The following is a 17,618-nucleotide window of genomic DNA, read 5'->3' as shown; positions in this document are numbered from 1 at the left end:
CCTCGGTACGCGACGCGATCGGCGCGCCCGCCGACACGCCGCTGATCGTCGCCGATGCCGGCGATGCCGGCTCGCTGAAGGCGATGCTGGCGCAAACCAAGTCTGTCGTCTCGACGGTCGGACCGTATCAGCTCTATGGCAACGAGCTGATCGCGGCCTGTGTGGAAAGCGGCACCGACTATTTCGATCTCTGCGGCGAGCCGGTCTGGATGCGACAGATGATCGACAAATACGAAGCCGCCGCGAAGGCCAGCGGCGCGCGCATCGTGTTCTCCTGCGGTTTCGACTCGGTGCCGTTCGAACTCGGCGCGTTCTTTGTCCAGGAGGAGGCCAAGCGGGTGTTCGGCGCGCCGGCGCCGCGCGTCAAGGGCCGCGTGCGCGACATGCGCGGCACGCTGTCCGGCGGCACCGCGGCGAGCGCCAAGGCCACCTTCGATGCGGTCGCCAAGGACCTCAGCCTGGTTGCGATCCTCAACAATCCGTTCGCGCTGACGCCTGGCTTCGAGGGTCCGAAGCAGCCGCGCGGCAGCAAGCCGGCCTACGAGGAGGATCTGCACTCCTGGACCGCGCCGTTCATGATGGCGCTGATCAACACGCGCAACGTCCACCGCTCCAACATGCTGATGGGCTTTCCCTACGGACGGGACTTCGTCTACGACGAGATGGTCCTGACCGGTTCGGGCGAGAAGGGTGAGGCCAACGCCAAGCGTGTGATGGCGCTGAATGCCGAGAAGACCGGCCCAAGCGCGCCGAAGCCGGGCGAGGGGCCGTCAAAGGAAGAGCGCGAGAACGGCCGCTACGATCTGCTCTATCTCGCGGTCGCGCCCGACGGCCGCATGGTCCGCGCCGGCATCAAGGGCGATCGCGATCCCGGCTACGGCTCGACCTCGAAGATGATCTCGGAATGCGCGATCTGCCTGCTGCGCGACACGCCCGACGTCGCCGCCGGCTTCTGGACGCCGGGAGCCGCGATGCAGCACAAGCTGATCAAGCGCCTGGTTGATCACGCCGGGCTGACATTTGAGGTCGAGAAGTAGTGCTTCTTACCTCGCCCCGCTTGCGGGGAGAGGTCGGATCGCATCGTGAGATGCGATCCGGGTGAGGGGGAACAGGTCAGTCCAATCGCATTGTGCGTGGAGAGAGCCCCGCACCCTAACTCTCTAAGAGCGAGCTTCGCTCGTCTCGACCCCGCATCCGCCTTCGCCCGAAGGCGGGCTTCGGCGGACAAGAGAGCGGGGAGAGGGAGAAGATAGAGCGCTACGCCGCCGCGCGCGGATTATAAGCGTACATGAAGTCCATACCCTTGGATGACACCGGCAGCAGCAACTTCAGCATGTGATCGCGCAGCCAGGCGCCGGTCGGGCTGAACTCGCGCTTGCTGTTGCCGTTGCGGCGGGCGATCGCCACGATCTTCTCGGCGCGCGGGCGCCGCTCGTGCTCGAAAGCCTGGAACGTCATGCCGAGCTCCTGGCCCTCGCGCAGCAGGATGCCGAGCCGCAGCGCGTCCTCCAGCGCCAGCGATGCGCCCTGGCCGGCATGCGGGCTGGTGGCGTGCGCGGCGTCGCCGATCAACAGCGTGCGCTTGCGCGACCATGTCGGCAGCGTCGCGACGTCGAGTGTGTCGGTGACCACGATCTTCTCCGCAGCTTCGATGATCGCAGGGATCGGCGCGTGCCAGCCGGCGTGGAAATCGCGCAGATGCTGCCTGATCGCGTCCTGGCTCTGCAGCCGGTAGGCCGCCGCGGTCATGCCGTGCGACGGCTGCGTGCTCCACCACATCGCGCCCGTGTCCGGATCGGGGCTGCACATCCCATAGCCGAAGAAGCCGCTCTGCCCGAACGTGGTCGCCACCCGTTGGCCGATCGGCAGCTTCTCGATCACCGCGCGGGGCACGAATCCGCCGAAGCCGATCAGCCCGGTGTCGAACGGCGTCGGGCCGTCAGGGATCACGTGGCGCCGCACGGCAGAGTGCACGCCGTCGGCGCCGATCACGAAATCACCCTCGGCGGTGGTTCCGTCGTTGAAATAGGCGATCACGGGCTGGTCGCCGCGGTCTTCGATCTTCACCAGTTTCTTCTCGAAGAACACCGAGACGTTGGAGGCCCAGGCCTTGTCGATCAGCGTCTCGTTCAACGTGGCGCGGCACATGTTCACCGCGGGCTGGCCGAAGCGCTGCTGCATGTTCTGGTTGAGCGAGCCGAGCTTCTTGCCGCCCTGCGAATAGAAGTCGAAGGACTCCGCGATCGAGCCGTTGCGGATCAGTTCGTCGGCGAGGCCGAGCCCCGCCAGCACGTGCATGCCGTTCGGCGCGATCTGAAGCCCGCCGCCGATCCCGGAGGAGTAGGGCCAGGCTTCATAGAGCTCGGTCTCGATTCCGGCGCGGGTCAGGAACATCGCGGTGACAGGACCTGCGATGCCGGCGCCGATGATCAGAGCTTTACGGGGACGTGAGGTCATGCCTTGCTCCATGCATCCGTGTGGGATAGGAAAGGTCAGTTGCTAATTATCTTAGTACATAAGATATTAGGCGAATAAGAGATGGGAGCCGACTTGTCAAGCACGACCTCGCGCCAAGCGCTGATGCAGGAACTCGAGGAGGCGATGCGCCGGTCATCCGCGCAGGGCGTGATGTACGGCCAAGCCGTTGCGAACATGGCCGGAATTTCCAATTCCGACATGGAATGCATGGACATCCTGCACCTTGAGGGGCGGGTGACCGCGGGGCGCCTCGCCGAGGTCACCGGGCTGACCACCGGCGCGATCACCGGCGTGGTCGATCGTCTGGAGAAGGCGGGTTACGTGCGCCGCGAGCGGGACGAGAGCGACCGCCGCAAGGTCTTCATCTCGGTGGTGGAGGAAAAAGCGGCGGAGATCGGCAAGTTCTACGTGCCGATGCAGGAGGCGATGCTCAAGCTGTGGAGCAGCTACACCGACGACGAGCTGCACTTGCTGCTGCGCTTCGCCAATGACGGCTACAAGGGCGTGCTGGAAGCGACCGGAGCATTGAAGGCGGTGATCGACATGCCGCCGGAGCAGCGCGCCAGTCTCAGGATGCCGCCGAAGACTCGTCGATAATCCGTGCCGACGTCGCGCGGTAGCGCTCGGCTGCCGCATACATGCCCCACATCGTGCCCAGCATCATCCAGAAGTGCCGCCAGTGGTCGGTATCGATGATGAAGCTCTCGCCGACGAAGCCGAGGAACGCCGAGAAGACCGCGAGATAGCCGCGCTGCCACGGCACCCGCATGTAGATGTAGCGGAAGCCGATGACCGCGGTGACGAACACCAGCGCCGGATAGCAGATCCCCGCGATCCAGCCGCCCGACATGAAGGCGTTGAGATAGGAATTGTGGGTGTCCTCGGGGAAGTAGGTGTGGAATTGCAGCGGCCCGATGCCGAACGGCAGCTCCAGCGCCATCTGGGCGCCGAGGATGTGGCGGCCGAACCGGCCGAAGCGGCCTTCGTCATAGCTCTGGTCGAAGCTCGCGCGTTGCTTGAACATGTCGGCGACCGAGCCGATTGAGAGCAGCACCGCGATCAGCGCCACGGCCAGGATCGCGGCGATCAGGGTCATCACGATGATGCGTGAGCGCTGCGCCTGCGAGCGGCTGGTGAACACCATCAGCGCCAGCATGAAGGCCGCGGTGATCACGAGGCCGCCCCAGGCGGCGCGCGAGAACGACAGCAGGATCGCAAGCGAAATGATGCCGAAGGCGATGGCGTTGCGGAACGCCTTGCCGAAGCGGTCGGAGACGACGCTCTGCAGCGTGAACAGCGCCGGCAGGATCAGGAAGGCGCCGAGCACGTTCGGGTCCTTGAAGGTGCCGCGGGCGCGGTCATACAGCGTCAGCAGGTCGTAGCCGCCGGGCACCAGACGGAAGTAGCCGGCGATGCCCGCGAGCGAAGCGATCATCGCGCCGACGATCAGGCCGCGGCGCAGCATGTCGAGGCGGGCTTCGGTATCCTCCGACATCACCATCGCGAAGAAGATGACGGTGATGGCCATGTACCAGGAGGTCAGGATCCAGTTCACCACCTCCGGCTTGTCGAGGAATGGCACCGCGCCGATGCTGTAGCCGACATTGAGCACGATCAATGTGAACAGCAGCGGCATGAACACCAGCCGCATGCGCAGGCCCGTGGCGAAGAACAGCACGCAGGCGGTCAGCGTGACGAGCTCATACGGGCTCGGCTCGATGAACACGATGGCGCCGGACGCGCCGGCCAGCCACACCAGCGCCCGCTGCAGCGCCAGCACGCCCGTTGGTGCTGATGTCAGCGAATGGGACGTCCCGGCTGTCGCCGCATAGGCCATCGGATACTCACGCAACGCAACAGATACATACGTTTGTCATTGCGCGCGCAACGACGGCAATCGGCTGAATTCTCAGTACGCGTTCTCGCTCTTGGTCAGCAGCGAGAACGGGGTCTTGAGCAGGATGTAGAGGTCGAACAGCACCGACCAGTTCTCGATGTAATAGAGGTCGTATTCGACGCGCTTCTGGATCTTCTCGTCAGTGTCGACCTCGCCGCGCCAGCCGTTGATCTGCGCCCAGCCGGTGATGCCGGGCTTGACGCGGTGGCGAGCGAAGTAGCCGTCGACCGCCTCGTCGAACAGGCGGTTCTCCAGCTTGCTCTGCACGGCGTGCGGGCGCGGGCCGACCAGCGACAGATTGCCCTTCAGCACCACGTTGAACAGTTGCGGCAATTCGTCGAGCGAGGTCTTGCGGATGAAGCGGCCGACGCGGGTCACGCGCGGATCGTTCTTGGTCACCACCTTGGAGGCGTTGGGGTCGGCCTGGTGGTGGTAGAGCGAGCGGAATTTGTAAACGTCGATCCGCTCGTTGTTGAAGCCGAAGCGCTTCTGGCGGAACAGCACCGGGCCGGGGCTGTCGAGTTTCACCGCGAGCGCCACCAGTCCCAACACCGGCAGCGCCGCAAGCAGGGCCAGACCGCCGACCACGCGGTCGAACAGCCATTTCAGCACCAGATCCCAGTCGGTGATCGGCGCCTCGAACATATCGAGCGTCGGCACCTTGCCGATATAGGAATAGGAACGGGGGTGGAAGCGCAGCTTGTTGGTATGGGCCGACAGGCGGATGTCGACCGGCAGCACCCACAGCTTCTTCAGCATTTCCAGAATGCGGGTCTCCGCCGAGATCGGCAGCGCGAACAGCACGAGATCGACGCGGGTGCGGCGGGCGAATTCGACGATGTCGTCGATCTTGCCGAGTTTCGGTGAGCCGGCGCAGGTATTAGTGGCGCGATCGTCATTGCGGTCGTCGAACACGCCGAGCACATGGATGTCGGAATCGTCCTCGGCGTTCAGCGCCTCGATCAGCTGCTCGCCATTATGGTCGGCTCCGACGATGATGGTGCGGCGGTCGAGCCGGCCGTCATGCGCCCAGGCGCGTACCATCGATCGCAGCAGCAGCCGTTCGGCGATCAGCACCGCAAGGCCGACGCAGAAGAACGACGACAGCCAGACCCGCGAGACCTCGCCGCCGAGCTTGACCAGGAAGGAGATGCCGATGAACAGCAGGAACACGACGGTCCATGACGAGATCATGCGCGTCATCTGGCGAAGCTGGCCGCGGAAGATCTGCACCTGGTAGATATCGGCGGCCTGGAAGCAGACCACGGCGGCAGCCGACATGCCGAGGATCGATGCGATGTATCCCCAGTGAATGCCGCCGCCGGCGAGCGGCCTGACATAGGCGAGATAGAGCCCGACGCCGACCAGGCTGAGCAGCACGAAGTCGGCGAGGCGAACCACGCCGGCGATCACGACCGGCGAGTAGGCGCCGCGAACCTTCTGGTTGGTAACGGCGAGCGCGGCCGGCGAGAGGCGCCGGCGCCGTTCGATCTGCGGCTGAGCGGCCGTCGCAGGCGCAGCGGCATCCAGCATCGAGCGTGCGTTAAACGGTTCCACGAGTCCACGTCCATTCCTGCGCATGCAGATGGGCATCCGCGCGCAGCACGAAAATTCCCCCGGACGTGACTTAAAGGGACAAATCGGAAGAAACGGTTACGTGTGCAAGAAGTGGTTAACGTTTGGCAAATGCGTCGCGATAGCCGGCCAGCACACCCTCGACCATCGCGCTTTGCGAGAAATGTTCCGAAATCCGTTCGCGCAGTCGCTCGGCGCGCGCCGCGGTCGCGGCGGGATCGTCGAGCGCGGCCTTGATCGCGTCGGCCATCGCTCCGGCATTGCTCGGCGCGAACAGGGCGTCGGTGTGGGTATCGAAGATCTCGGGGATGCCGCCGACATCGGCCGCGATCATCGGAACGCCGGCCGCGCCCGCCTCGATCACCACATAGGGCATCGAATCGCCGCGCGAGGGCACCACGAGCAGGCTGCCCTTCGAAAAGCCAAAGCGCGCCTTGACGTGACCGATGAAACGGACGGCCTCACCGAGCGACAGCCGCTTCACCTGCTCCTTGAGGCGCTCGAATTCCTCGCCGTCGCCGCCGAGCGTCAACGTCACCGGCTTGCCCTCGGCGCGCAGCTTCGCCACCGCGTCGATCAGGAGATCGGCGCCCTTGATGCGCCGGAACTCGCCGACATAGGCCACATCGGCGGCATCGTCGGCGCGGGGGACCGGTTCGAATTCCTCCGCGGTGACGCCGTTGAACACGCAGCGCACGAGGCCTGCCGGCTTGCCGACGGTGCGCTGATAGGTGTCGCGGGCAAACGCGCTCTCGAACAGGAACAGGTCGGTGCTGTTCATCAGGGTGCGCTCGAGCTGGCTGTAGAAGCGGCCCTTCCAGGTGTCGAGCGGGTAGTGCAGCGAGCCGCCGTGCGGCGTGTAGACCCGGATCACCTTGCTCGAGCGCCGCCGCAGCCGGACATAGGCGCCGGCCTTGGCGCCATGGCCGTGGACGACATCGGGTTTCAGCTTGCGGATCAGGCCGGCGATGTGGGTCCAGACCATGAAGTCGGCGAAGCGCGGCTCGCGGCGGATCGCCACGCGGTGGACGCCGAGCTTGAGCCGCGGCTCGATCTCGGCAAGCGCCGCATCGGCCCGCGCGCCGCCGGTCAGGCTGTCGGCGACGATGCCGACATGGTGGCCGCGTTCGATCTGGCCGTTGGCGACGTCGAGGATGTGACGAATGATGCCGCCGACCGGGGCACGCACCACGTGCAGGATGCGAAGTGGCGGTTGCTGGGTTTGATCCTGCGCCATCGATCAGAACCAGCGCTCGCCGACGAACACGGTGTCACCCGGGCCGATCGGCGTGCCCAGCGGAGCAACGAAGCGGCCTGCGCCGGATGCATCGGTGTGGGTGAGGGTGACCTCGTCGCGCCTGGCGCGCGGCGAGAAGCCGCCGGCGATCGCGACCGCGCTTTCGACCGTCATGTTGGGCACATAGGGATATTGGCCGGGGGCCTGGACTTCGCCGAGGATGAAGAACGGCCGGTAGGCCTCGATCTCGACCGAGACCGACGGCTCGCGGATGTAGCCGTTGCGCAGCCGAGCAGTGATCTCGGCGGCAAGCCGGGCAGGGGTGCGGCCGCGCGCCGGCACCGAGCCGATCAGCGGCATGGTGATCGCGCCGGCGGCGTCGATCGCATAGGCGTTGGTCAGCCCTTCCTGGCCATAGACCACAACGCGGAGCTTGTCGCCGGGGCCGAGATTATAGCCCTCGCGCGTCGGCGCGGGATCGGCATAGGCCGCGGGCGCAGCATACGCCATCGAATCGAGGCCGGGGTCGCTGGCGACCGGCGACGTTCGGCCCATGCAGCCCGACAGCGCGAGCGCAGTGACCAGGCAAATAAGGGGAGCGCGCAGATCGCGCATGTGAGGAATCCCGAGACAAGATCGGCCCCGATTAACGGCACTCATGGTTAACAAAGAATGACGGGGCGAGTGGTGGCGACCATGCCCGTCAACCCCACCGATTAACCCAGCGGCAACCTTAATGGACTGTAATCGCCCCATTGAGATGGAGTCGCGGTGTCCGCGGGGGTTCGTTATGCGTTTTGCATTCTGGCGTAGAGGCAAGGATAAGGCCGTCGTGCAACGGGCGTTGCCGAAGTCTGCGCCCGTCGCCGACGAAGCTGTCGTGAAGCCGGCTGCGCCCAAGCCTGCTCCTGACAAGCCTGCTCCTGACAAGCCGGCCCGTCCGGCGGAGACGGCCGATCTCGACCTGCACGTGCTCGGCCGCGCGCTGGCGCGCAAGCGCGGCTGGATCATTGTGCCGACGGTGCTGGTGTTCGCGTTGTCGCTTGCCGCGGTCAACATCGTGACGCCGCGCTACAAGTCGGAAGCGCGAATCCTGATCGATAATCGCGAGAACGCCTTCCTGCGTCCGAACGGCGAGCGCGACCTGGAGCGCACCTCGCTCGACGCCGAGGCGGTGACGAGTCAGGTGCAGCTGCTGCTGTCGCGCGATCTCGCGCGCGACATCATCAAGAAGAACAAGCTGGCCGAGCGTCCGGAGTTTGATCCGGTGCTGCGCGGCTTTTCGCCGCTGAAGTCGCTGCTGGCGCTGTTCGGCATCGGCCGTGATCCGTTCAGCCTGACGCCGGAAGAACGGGTGCTTGATTCATATTACGAGCGCTTCCAGGCTTTTGCGGTCGACAAGTCGCGGGTCATGGTGATCGAGTTCCAGTCGGAAGATCCCGAGCTTGCGGCGCGCGTCGCCAACTCGATTGCCGACGGTTATCTCGTGCTGCAGCAGGCCGCGCGACAGGACCAGGCCAAATCCGCCAGCACATGGCTGCTCGGCGAGATCGACAAGCTGCGCACCAAGGTCGCGGACGCGGATTCGCGCGTCGAGGAATTCCGCTCGAAGTCGAGCCTGTTCGTCGGCACCAACAACATCCCGCTGTCGAACCAGCAGATGGGTGAGCTGAACACGCAGCTCAACAATGCCCGCGCGCTGAAGGCGGATGCCGAGACCAAGGCGCGGCTGATCCGGGAGATGCTTCAGGGCGGCAAGCCGATCGAGGCTTCCGAGGTCCTCAATTCCGAGCTGATCCGCCGGCTGGCCGAACAGCGCGGCACGCTGCGCGCGCAGCTTGCCGAGCAGTCGTCGACGCTGCTCGACAACCATCCGCGCATCAAGGAATTGAAGGCGCAGATCGCCGATCTCGACCGGCAATTGCGCGAGGAAGCCGGCAAGGTTTCGCGCTCGCTGGACAATGACGCCCGCGTCGCCGATGGCCGTGTCATGGCGTTGCAGGCGAGCCTGGACCAGTCGAAGAGGCAGGCATCGTCTAGCAATAGCCAGGACGTGCAACTGCGCGGGCTGGAGCGCGAAGCCAAGGCGCAGCGCGACCTGCTGGAGGCCTATCTCGCCAAGTATCGCGAGGCGACGGCGCGCGAGAACATCGAGGCCGCGCCGACCGACGGTCGCATCATCTCGCGCGCCTCGGTTTCGAATACGCCGGCCTATCCGAAGAAGCTGCCGATCGTGCTGATCGCGACGCTGGCGACGCTGCTGCTGTCGTCCGGCATCATCATCACCGGCGAGCTGCTGCGCATCTCCGCGCCCGGTGCGGTTGGCCGCGCCTTCGCGCCGGCGGCCGCCGTGATCAGGCGCCGCGAGCCGGTCATGGATGCCGCAACCGTGGACCAGCCCGCGCCGGCGCTGCCGCCTGAACCCGCGCTCGCATCGCCGGTCGCGCCGAGGCCGGCGGTGGAGCCCGAACTGCCGCTGGAGCCTGCGGCTGCCTATGAACCTCCGGCGCCGCCTGAGTCAGCCCACACCGCCGACGAGATCGATGAGCTCGCCGAGCGCCTCGTCGCCGCCGGTCCCGCCGCCCACAAGGTCACCGTGCTCGGCCCGGCTGCGGCTGATAGCGTTACGCTGACCGCCCTGACGCTGGCGCGTCTGATGGCGCGCCAGGTCAAGGTCGTCGTCGTCGATCTCGTCGCGTCCTCGCCGGTGTTGACGTCGGCGACCGTCGATCCCGGGGCGCCGGGCCTTGCCGAGCTGATGCAGGGCGAGGCGACCTTCGCGCAGATCATCACCAAGGATCGGCAGTCGCGTGTTCAGATTGTCAGCGCCGGGCGTCCGGGCTTCGATCGCTCGCATCTGCGATCGCCGCGGCTCGCCCTTGCGATCGATGCGCTGCTCAGGGTCTACGACCACGTGCTGCTCGACGCCGGTTCGGCCGTCGACCTGCCGGCCGAACTGCTGACCGCGAAGGCGCAGGCGGTCGTCGTGCCCGACGCCGCCATGGCGCAGGATGCCCGCCACTCGATGGTCGAGCAACTCAAGGCGGTCGGCTTCGCCGAAGTGACGATGCTGAGCAAGCCCTGCGCGGCGTCGGAAGCGGTCGCGAGGGGCCCGCGGGTGGTCGCCGCCTGAGCGCCACCGGCAGCCCGTCGGGGTAAATCCGGTCGCCCGCACGATCCCTTTCCAGCGATCGGATTCGGTGGCGAGCAGTTGCGCAAAGTCATTCATCGCGACCGCGTCGACGTCGACCGACAGTTTGGCCATGCCGGATTTGACCTCGTCGGTGCGCAATGACGCCTGGATCGCGCTGTTGAGTTGCGCGACGATTGCCGCGGGCGTCTTTGCCGGCAGGAAGATGCCGAACCAGGTCACGTCCTGAAGTGCGGGGTAACCGGCTTCCGCCACCGTCGGCACATCGGGGAGAGATTTGAGACGGCCGGGACCGGTCGTCGCCAGAGCGCGAAGCTGTCCGGATTGGACCTGGCCCAGCAGGCTGTCGATCGGCATCACCGCCGACGCGATCTCGCCCTTCAGGAGATCCTGCACCGCCCCTCTGCCCGCTGTCGCTTCATTTGTGCTGCCGGCTCGCCGCAACCGGCCGCTTCATCACCATGCTGCCGGGCTCGGTCGCGCAGTTTGCCGGCGGCGATCTCGGGCTGAAGGTGCTTCCGGTTCAGCTTCCGCGGGCGGCCGCCGTCTCGGCGGCGATCGTCACGCTGAAGGGCCGCACCCTGGGCCCGACCGCCGAGATATTCATCGCCTGCATCCGTGAGATCGCGAAGGCGGCCGCGAGCAAGGCGGCCGCCGGCAGGTGACGGGCATTACAGGCGCCGTTCCCTTCCGGTGCAGGCGCCCGATGCCTAGTGCGCCATCATCGGTTCGCGCGCGGTTCGCTCGAGCACCGGATCGATCCGCAGCCTGATCGTGACCAGCGCGCCGATCAGTCCCATCACGGCGAGCAGCAGCAGGCCCGCCGTGAAGCTGCCGGTCAGGTCCTTCAGATAGCCGACGGCGAACGGGCCGGCGAAGCCTGACAGGTTGCCGAGCGAGTTGATCGCGGCAATGCCTGCCGCCGCCGAGGCGCCGGTCAGGATGCCGGCCGGCATCGGCCAGAACATCGGCGGCACTGCCGACACGCCGATCTGCGCAAGGCAGAGCAGGGCGACGATCAGCACAGGATTCGATACCAGCCCGGCAAGGCCGATGCCGACGGCGGCGAGCGTCAGCGCGCCGGCGACATGGTATCGCCGTTCGCCGGTCTTGTCGGAATGGCGGCCGAGCAGCACCATGCCGACCGCGCCGAACACGAAGGGCAAGGCCGCGATCAAGCCGGTCTGGGTGTCCGTGACGCCGAACGCCTTGATGATGGTGGGCAGGAAGAATGCGACGCCGTAGCTTGCCGCGTTGAGGCAGAAATACACGAAGGCGCAGGCAAGGACCCGCGAGTCGGTGAGCGACCGCAGAACGGAAATATGCTCCACGGCCTCGGTTTGCTGCCGCTCGCGCTCAAGCGTGGTCTGGATCCACTTGACCTCGTCGGGCTGCAGCCAGCTTGCCTGGCGCGGAAAGTCCGGCAGGAAGGTCAGGACAGCGAAGCCGACCAGGACCGACGGCAATGCCTCGCAAACGAACAGCCACTGCCATCCGGTCAGGCCGGCGCCCGACAGGTTGAGCAGCAATCCCGAGATCGGCGCCCCGATAATGCTCGAGATCGGGATCGCCAGCATGAACAGGCTGATGACGCGCGCGCGGTACACCGACGGGAACCAGAGCGTCAGATAGAAGATGATGCCGGGGAAGAAGCCGGCTTCGCAGGCGCCGAGCAGGAGGCGCAGGAAGTAGAAGATCCATTCGCTCGACAGGCCGCTCGCCGCTGACATCTGCGGGATGAAGGCAAATGCGGCCGAGACGATGCCCCAGCTGATCATGATGCGGGCAATCCAGCGCCGTGCACCGAACCGCTCCAGCAGGATGTTGGAGGGCACCTCGAAGAAGAAGTAGCCGATGAAGAACAGACCGGCGCCGAGCCCGTAGGCGGCCTCGCTGAGGCCGAGCGCCGCGTTCATGTGCAGCTTGGCGAAGCCGACATTGACGCGATCGAGATAGGCCACGAAGTAACACAGGATGAGGAACGGAATCAGCCGCCGCATCATCTTTCCGATCGCGCGCTTCTCGACATCGTCGCTCATCGTTCCCATCCCTTCCTGTTTTTCGGATTCGGCAGACGATCACTGCGCTGTTCGGGGCGGCACCTGGCGCACCCGCAGCGGTTCGTTGCCCTTGCAAGTCCCGTTCATTGTTGTGTAATCGACGGCCGCGTGACTAATGGCATTTGGGAATGGAGCCACGGCGAAACTGTCATGATGCACCGCGGTATAAACGCGGGAACCTTGGAGCATTTCCAGCGAAGTGGCTGCCGGTTCGCGTCAAGAAAACGCGTCCAAGCAGTTCTGGAGCCCCGTTCCGGCTTAATCGGAACGAAAAACGCTCTTCCGGGCAGGATGGTGGCGGGCCGTGATCAATAATCTGAAACTGCGTCAGCTGCGCCTGCTGGTCGCTCTCGACAACGAGCGCAAGTTGCAGCTCGCCGCCGAGCGGTTGAACATCACCCAGTCGGCGGCATCGAAGATGCTCGCCGAAATCGAGGCGCTGGCGCGGGTTCCCTTGTTCGAGCGCACGGCGCGCGGCGTCGAACCGACGGACTATGGGTCGATCCTGATCCGTGGCGGCAAAAGCGTGCTGGCCGATCTCGACCAGGTCACCGACGAGTTCGCGGGCTACAAGTCCGGTGAACTCGGCACCGTCTCCGTTGGAACAGTCGCCAAGCCGAGCATCGATCTCGTCGTCGACGTGATCCAGTATCTTGGCGAGAAGCTGCATCGGGTGAACATCTCGCTCGATGTCAGCACCAGCCCGCCTTTGATCACGCGACTGCTGGCGCTCGAGTTCGATTTCGTCGTCGCCAGGATTCCCGCCGGCATCGACCCCCGGCAATTCGACTATTACGAGATCGGCGCGGAGGAGGCGGTGCTGCTCGTTCGTGCGGAGCATCCGTTGGCCGGCCGCGAGACGGTCGAGCTGGAGGACATGGCCGACCAGCAATGGATCTGCCAGCCGCGCGAATCCTTCATGCGCCAGGCGCTCGAGAGGCTGTTCATGAGCCGCGGCGTGACGCCGCCGCGCCGGGTCATCAACACCGAGTCGTTTTTCGCCTCGGTCGGAATTGCCGCAGGCATCGACGCGATCGTGCCGGTCCCCATGCTGGTGTTCGATCTGGTCGATCCGCAGCGGTTCAAGGTGCTGCGCCTGCGCGACAGGCTGTTGTTGGAGAATTACGGCCTGATCAAGTTGCGCAAGCGTGCGCTGTCACCCGCCGCGGCATTGTTGTTCGACGCGATGAAGCGGCTCGGCGTACCGAGTGGCGGCGCAGAGCAGGGCGACGCGGCGAGCTGAGTGCTCAGCGGAACATGCTGCGCAGGTTCTGGGCAATCTCTAACAGCGCCGGATTTTGCTTCACAGCGCGCTTGGCGCGATTGATGGCCGACAGCGCACTGGCCGCCGGCTTGCCGCGCAGGCTGAGCGGAATGAAGCTGTCGACGACGGCTTCATCGTCCTTGCAGAACAGCCGCTTGTACTCGTCCGAGCCGATGCCGAGATCCAGAGCGCGGTAGTTCAGGCCGGCATGGCGATCGATGATATCGCGCATCAGGATCAGGCCGGGGCTGAACTTGGAATTGGCCGACATCGTGTAGGTGTTGAACATCATCGAGAAGCGATGACCGTCGGAAACGCCGGCGAAGATCGCGATCACTTCCTCGTCGCACTCCAGCGCGTGGATGTCGATCGCATAGCCGTTGCCGTCGGCGCGCGGAGCGAGGCAGGCGGCACGAATGAACGGCTCGATGCCCGGCTCGGCGAACACGTTCGGCAGCTTCTGCTCCGCCATGCGCTGCGGCTTGACGCGGAAGAACCAGTCGAGCAGGCGGCAGACATCGGCGCTCTCGCTCGCGACGTAATAGCGGTAGCCGGGCAGCGCCTGCAGCTTGCGCTCCTTGCCCTTGAGGCGGCGGCGGAACGAGTTGCTGATCAGCGCCGCGGGGGCCGCGCCGGGCTCGATCGCCAGCACCGGGCAGTCGTTGACCGAAGGCTGGTGCGGCAGCATCGCCAGCGGATTCGGCAAGTCCTGCCAGCGCAGCGGCTGCTGGCAGAGCACGAGCGCGTCGGCGCGGGAGCGTTCGGTGATCGATCCGATCAGAGCCGCGATATCGGCTTCCGTCGCGTTAGCGGCGAAATCCCTCTCGCACAGCGCCATGTTGAAGGTTGCATGCTTGCCGCCCATGAAGCTCGCGCAGTTCGCGCCGAGGCGGGACTCGATTGCGAGCGGCAACAGCAGCAGCGGCCGGCGTTCGCCGTCATGGGCGACGACGATGAAGGGCCGCAGGCCCTCGCGCTCGCCGACCTGGCGCTGCCAACTGGCGAGGAAATCGAACCGCTGATAGGGCGTGTAGCTGTGCTGCGATGTCTCGAAGCTGCGCCAGGTGGCCTCGGCCGCGGTGAGATCATGAAAGATGTCGACGCCGGCAACGCGGATTGCGTCAGGCCACGCCCGCGTCTCAGCCGTCTGGCCTTCGATTGCCGCCGCCATGGTCATCTCGGAACCCAAATTTTTTTAGGTATTAATTTACAGTTCTCGGCTGGGCCGACCTTCGCAGGGAAATGTCAACAAAGAGTAATAACAATGCCGTGGCGGTGTGCGGGAACCGCCTGACAAGGACGGGGATCTTGGCGCCGGACAGCGGGATTTTACGACGGGCCCGAATGGAGCTCGCGTATTTCAGTGGCGTCTTCAAGCTGCGGGAACGCGAGAGCGGCGGCGCCGGGGTGATCCTGCGCTTCGCCCGCGTTCGTCCCGCGCGACGCGGCCGGTTTCAGCCGCTGAAGTCCCAGGAGATCACGCCGGCTTTCCTCGATCGCACGATCCGCGCGCTGAAACGCTGGCAGTATGACATCGTCGGAATCGACGAGGCTTGCCGCCGCGCGGTGACCTTGCCGGAGCGCCGGCGCTTTGCCTGCCTGACCTTTGACGGCGCCAGCAAGGACATCGTCACCCATGCCTGGCCGGTGCTCATGAGGCACCGCGTCCCCTTCACCCTGTATCTGCCGACGGCTTTCCCGGATGGTGTGGGCGCGGCGTGGTGGCTGGCGCTCGAGGACATCATCGCCCGCGAGAGCCGCATCGGCCTCATGGTCGACGGCAGGGAACGGCACTTCGCGGTCTCGACGCTGTCGGACAAATACGAGCTGTTCGATTTCCTGTCCGGCTGGCTGCGCAAGCTGCCGCCGTCGGACCTGTCGTACGCGCTGAACGATCTCGCCAGGCGCTATTCGGCCGACGCGGCCCAATTGTCACGCAATGCGTCACTCGACTGGCAGGATCTGGCGAAGCTTGCCGCCGATCCAAACGTGACGTTCGGCAGCGCCACCGTGAACTATCCGGCACTGTCAAGCCTCAGGGATGCCGACGCGCAGCGCGAGATGGCGATGGGCAACGCGGTGGCCGAGAGCGCGCTTGGGCGGCAGGTCAGGCATTTCGCATTCCCGTTCGGGGACCGCGATGCATTCGGCCGTCCGCATGTCGTGATGGCCGAGGAGGCCGGCTTTGCCAGCGCGGTGTCGACCATACCAGGGGTCGTCGAGGCGCAGCGGCGCACCAACCTCCACGCGCTGCCGCGCATCGCATGGGACGGCCGCGTGCGCTCATTGCGGATGATGCGGGTGTTGCTGTCGGGTGTGATGTTCGCGCCGGTACGGCCGACGCGCAGTGCGCGCGACCAGAACGCTACCTAAAGCGCGATGAGATTAGGTTGAATCGTCATCGCGCTTTGGCCTTTTGTTTGAGCATGATCTTTTCGGAAAACCGCTTCGCACTTTTCCGGATCATGCTTTAGGCGCGATCGGGCCGCGACATCCAGGCGACGATCGGCATCGCCGGCAGCACCCAGCCGAGGCCGGCGACGACGTAGAAGATCGCCTGCAGCAGCCCCGAATTGGCAAGCCACGGCGTCTGGGCGACCGTCATGCCCAGCAGCGACCACACCACCACCAGGATCAGCAGGAAGATGGTTCCGAGCAGTTTGCGGGTGCGTATGGCCATGGCGGATATTTGCAACTCGTGATCCAGGGCGTTTTCGCGCGAAGCGGGCACCGGCTGCGCAAAGAAAACGCGTCAAAACAACATTCTGGAGCTTCCTTCCGGCTTGATCGGAACGAGGCTCCGGGCGGCGCTTGCGCCGCGGGCGCGGCGGACTATAAGGGGCCCGAAAATCCAATCAAGTCAGGGCGAAATGGCCGGTATTTCCGCAAAGACATCGCAGCTCCGCGCCGTCAGGGTCTGGCTGGTCGCGGTGGCCGCCCTCATCGCCCTGATGGTCTTGGTCGGCGGCGCCACCCGGCTCACGGAGTCCGGCCTGTCGATTGTCGAATGGAAGCCGGTGACCGGCACGCTGCCGCCGCTGACCGAGGCGCAGTGGACCCAGGCTTTCGAGGGCTACAAGAGGATCCCGCAATATCGCGAACTCAACGCCGGGATGACGCTCGAGCAATTCAAGACGATCTTCTGGTGGGAGTGGAGTCACCGGCTGCTTGGCCGCGTGATCGGCGCGGCCTATCTGCTGCCGTTCCTGTATTTCTTGTGGCGCGGCGCGGTGAGCGGCGAGCTCGGCAGGCGGCTGTGGGTAATTTTCGGCCTCGGCGCGCTGCAGGGCGGCGTCGGCTGGTGGATGGTCGCGTCCGGCCTCTCGGAACGCATCGAAGTATCGCAGTATCGGCTGGCGACGCATCTGGTGCTGGCGCTGCTGATCTTCGCGGCGATCGTCTGGACGCTGCGGCGCCTGACCGACCGTCCGGCCGTGATCGCGCCGCTCAGGCTGAAGCTCACGAGCGCGGTGCTGCTCGTGCTGACCTTCGTGCAGCTCTATTTCGGCGCGCTGGTCGCGGGGCTGCGCGCGGGCAGGGTTTATAATACCTGGCCCGACATCGACGGCGGCTTCATTCCGTCGGCTGACCGGCTTTGGTTCGAGACACCGTGGTGGCGCAATCTGTTCGACAACACGCTGACGGTGCAGTTCGAGCATCGCATGACCGCCTATCTGCTGTTCGCGCTGGCGATCGCACATGCGATCGATGCCATGCGCGCGCGCGCCGGCGGCGCTGTCATCGCGGGGGCCTGGTGGCTGGTGGCGGCGATCACGCTGCAGGCGACGCTCGGCATCCTGACGCTGCTGCATCAGGTGCCGATCGATCTGGCGCTGACGCACCAGGCCGTCGCCATCGTCGTGCTGACGCTCGCGGTGCTGCAGGCCGAGCGCTTCGCCGCGCGCCGGACCGAGCGGGACCAGCCGACCCTCGTTGCGGTCGGCCAGCCCGGTTGA

Annotated in this window: 15 protein-coding genes and 1 pseudogene; 7 read left to right on the top strand and 9 right to left on the bottom strand. The window is 65.6% G+C overall.

Annotated elements, in window-relative coordinates; genetic code table 11:
* On the top strand, positions 1 to 1,037 hold a 1,037-nt coding region (locus AKL29_RS16830; RefSeq protein WP_244482097.1), incomplete at its 5' end, for a saccharopine dehydrogenase family protein.
* Between the two features lie 220 nt (positions 1,038 to 1,257).
* Here AKL29_RS16830 and AKL29_RS16825 read toward each other — a convergent pair.
* Positions 1,258 to 2,457, bottom strand: coding sequence for an FAD-dependent oxidoreductase (locus AKL29_RS16825; protein ID WP_050384960.1), 1,200 nt, complete (start codon positions 2,455 to 2,457; stop codon positions 1,258 to 1,260).
* A 123-nt stretch (positions 2,458 to 2,580) separates the two neighbouring features.
* Between AKL29_RS16825 and AKL29_RS16820 the strand changes: the two genes are divergently transcribed.
* Positions 2,581 to 3,075, top strand: coding sequence for a MarR family transcriptional regulator (locus AKL29_RS16820; protein WP_193395223.1), 495 nt, complete (start codon positions 2,581 to 2,583; stop codon positions 3,073 to 3,075).
* Here the strand turns inward: AKL29_RS16820 and AKL29_RS16815 are convergent.
* The 4 genes from AKL29_RS16815 to AKL29_RS16800 all read right to left on the bottom strand — a co-directional run bounded on the left by AKL29_RS16815 (position 3,047) and on the right by AKL29_RS16800 (position 7,802).
* Complete coding sequence (locus tag AKL29_RS16815; RefSeq protein ID WP_050384918.1) at positions 3,047 to 4,315, bottom strand: O-antigen ligase family protein; 1,269 nt, start codon at positions 4,313 to 4,315, stop codon at positions 3,047 to 3,049. The genes AKL29_RS16820 and AKL29_RS16815 overlap by 29 nt on opposite strands.
* 72 nt (positions 4,316 to 4,387) lie before the next feature.
* Entirely contained in the window at positions 4,388 to 5,932 is a 1,545-nt protein-coding gene (locus AKL29_RS16810; RefSeq protein WP_028333911.1) for an undecaprenyl-phosphate glucose phosphotransferase, read from the bottom strand.
* 115 nt (positions 5,933 to 6,047) lie between these two features.
* Positions 6,048 to 7,187, bottom strand: coding sequence for a glycosyltransferase family 4 protein (locus AKL29_RS16805; RefSeq protein WP_028333912.1), 1,140 nt, complete (start codon positions 7,185 to 7,187; stop codon positions 6,048 to 6,050).
* Between the two features lie 3 nt (positions 7,188 to 7,190).
* Positions 7,191 to 7,802 (bottom strand): polysaccharide biosynthesis/export family protein, encoded by a 612-nt coding sequence (locus AKL29_RS16800; protein ID WP_050384917.1) that lies wholly within the window; start codon positions 7,800 to 7,802, stop codon positions 7,191 to 7,193.
* A gap of 175 nt (positions 7,803 to 7,977) precedes the next feature.
* On the opposite strand from AKL29_RS16800, the gene AKL29_RS16795 reads away from it, so the two are divergent.
* On the top strand, positions 7,978 to 10,320 hold the full coding sequence (locus AKL29_RS16795) for a GumC family protein (RefSeq protein ID WP_050384916.1): 2,343 nt from the start codon (positions 7,978 to 7,980) through the stop codon (positions 10,318 to 10,320).
* A gap of 87 nt (positions 10,321 to 10,407) precedes the next feature.
* Here AKL29_RS16795 and AKL29_RS40730 read toward each other — a convergent pair.
* A pseudogene (locus AKL29_RS40730) lies at positions 10,408 to 10,695 on the bottom strand (tripartite tricarboxylate transporter substrate-binding protein); the annotation flags it as partial.
* Positions 10,696 to 10,760: 65 nt separating this feature from the next.
* Between AKL29_RS40730 and AKL29_RS16790 the strand changes: the two are divergent.
* The gene (locus AKL29_RS16790; RefSeq protein ID WP_050384915.1) at positions 10,761 to 11,003 is read left to right on the top strand and encodes a type 2 periplasmic-binding domain-containing protein; all 243 of its coding nucleotides are present in this window, start codon (positions 10,761 to 10,763) and stop codon (positions 11,001 to 11,003) included.
* A gap of 45 nt (positions 11,004 to 11,048) precedes the next feature.
* Here the strand turns inward: AKL29_RS16790 and AKL29_RS16785 are convergent, their stop codons facing one another.
* Complete coding sequence (locus AKL29_RS16785) at positions 11,049 to 12,386, bottom strand: MFS transporter (protein ID WP_050384914.1); 1,338 nt, start codon at positions 12,384 to 12,386, stop codon at positions 11,049 to 11,051.
* 316 nt (positions 12,387 to 12,702) lie between these two features.
* Between AKL29_RS16785 and AKL29_RS16780 the strand changes: the two genes are divergently transcribed.
* Positions 12,703 to 13,641: a LysR family transcriptional regulator gene (locus AKL29_RS16780; RefSeq protein WP_050384913.1), complete on the top strand. Its 939-nt coding sequence runs from the start codon at positions 12,703 to 12,705 to the stop codon at positions 13,639 to 13,641.
* A 4-nt stretch (positions 13,642 to 13,645) separates the two neighbouring features.
* Here the strand turns inward: AKL29_RS16780 and AKL29_RS16775 are convergent, their stop codons facing one another.
* The gene (locus tag AKL29_RS16775; protein WP_050384912.1) at positions 13,646 to 14,839 is read right to left on the bottom strand and encodes a GNAT family N-acetyltransferase; all 1,194 of its coding nucleotides are present in this window, start codon (positions 14,837 to 14,839) and stop codon (positions 13,646 to 13,648) included.
* Between the two features lie 167 nt (positions 14,840 to 15,006).
* Here AKL29_RS16775 and AKL29_RS16770 point away from each other — a divergent pair, with 167 nt between their 5' ends.
* The gene (locus AKL29_RS16770; protein ID WP_038377423.1) at positions 15,007 to 16,035 is read left to right on the top strand and encodes a polysaccharide deacetylase family protein; all 1,029 of its coding nucleotides are present in this window, start codon (positions 15,007 to 15,009) and stop codon (positions 16,033 to 16,035) included.
* Between the two features lie 97 nt (positions 16,036 to 16,132).
* Here AKL29_RS16770 and AKL29_RS16765 read toward each other — a convergent pair whose 3' ends face one another.
* Positions 16,133 to 16,342, bottom strand: a complete 210-nt coding sequence (locus tag AKL29_RS16765) for a DUF2842 domain-containing protein (protein ID WP_016844954.1) — start codon at positions 16,340 to 16,342, stop codon at positions 16,133 to 16,135.
* 190 nt (positions 16,343 to 16,532) lie between these two features.
* Here AKL29_RS16765 and AKL29_RS16760 point away from each other — a divergent pair, with 190 nt between their 5' ends.
* Positions 16,533 to 17,618 carry a COX15/CtaA family protein gene (locus AKL29_RS16760; protein WP_028333920.1) on the top strand — a complete coding sequence of 362 codons (1,086 nt, stop codon included), beginning with the start codon at positions 16,533 to 16,535 and terminating at the stop codon, positions 17,616 to 17,618.

Origin of the sequence: Bradyrhizobium pachyrhizi (genome assembly GCF_001189245.1) — a bacterium.
Lineage (GTDB): Bacteria > Pseudomonadota > Alphaproteobacteria > Rhizobiales > Xanthobacteraceae > Bradyrhizobium > Bradyrhizobium pachyrhizi.
This window is presented reverse-complemented; position numbering and strand designations above follow the sequence as displayed.

Coding starts and splice junctions, on each gene's coding strand:
- AKL29_RS16825 (WP_050384960.1), bottom strand. CDS start 2,457: ATGACCTCACGTCCCCGTAAAGCTCTGATCATCGGCGCCGGCATCGCA.
- AKL29_RS16820 (WP_193395223.1), top strand. CDS start 2,581: ATGCAGGAACTCGAGGAGGCGATGCGCCGGTCATCCGCGCAGGGCGTG.
- AKL29_RS16805 (WP_028333912.1), bottom strand. CDS start 7,187: ATGGCGCAGGATCAAACCCAGCAACCGCCACTTCGCATCCTGCACGTG.
- AKL29_RS16795 (WP_050384916.1), top strand. CDS start 7,978: ATGCGTTTTGCATTCTGGCGTAGAGGCAAGGATAAGGCCGTCGTGCAA.
- AKL29_RS16770 (WP_038377423.1), top strand. CDS start 15,007: ATGGAGCTCGCGTATTTCAGTGGCGTCTTCAAGCTGCGGGAACGCGAG.
- AKL29_RS16785 (WP_050384914.1), bottom strand. CDS start 12,386: ATGGGAACGATGAGCGACGATGTCGAGAAGCGCGCGATCGGAAAGATG.
- AKL29_RS16775 (WP_050384912.1), bottom strand. CDS start 14,839: ATGACCATGGCGGCGGCAATCGAAGGCCAGACGGCTGAGACGCGGGCG.
- AKL29_RS16800 (WP_050384917.1), bottom strand. CDS start 7,802: ATGCGCGATCTGCGCGCTCCCCTTATTTGCCTGGTCACTGCGCTCGCG.
- AKL29_RS16815 (WP_050384918.1), bottom strand. CDS start 4,315: ATGGCCTATGCGGCGACAGCCGGGACGTCCCATTCGCTGACATCAGCA.
- AKL29_RS16765 (WP_016844954.1), bottom strand. CDS start 16,342: ATGGCCATACGCACCCGCAAACTGCTCGGAACCATCTTCCTGCTGATC.
- AKL29_RS16760 (WP_028333920.1), top strand. CDS start 16,533: ATGGCCGGTATTTCCGCAAAGACATCGCAGCTCCGCGCCGTCAGGGTC.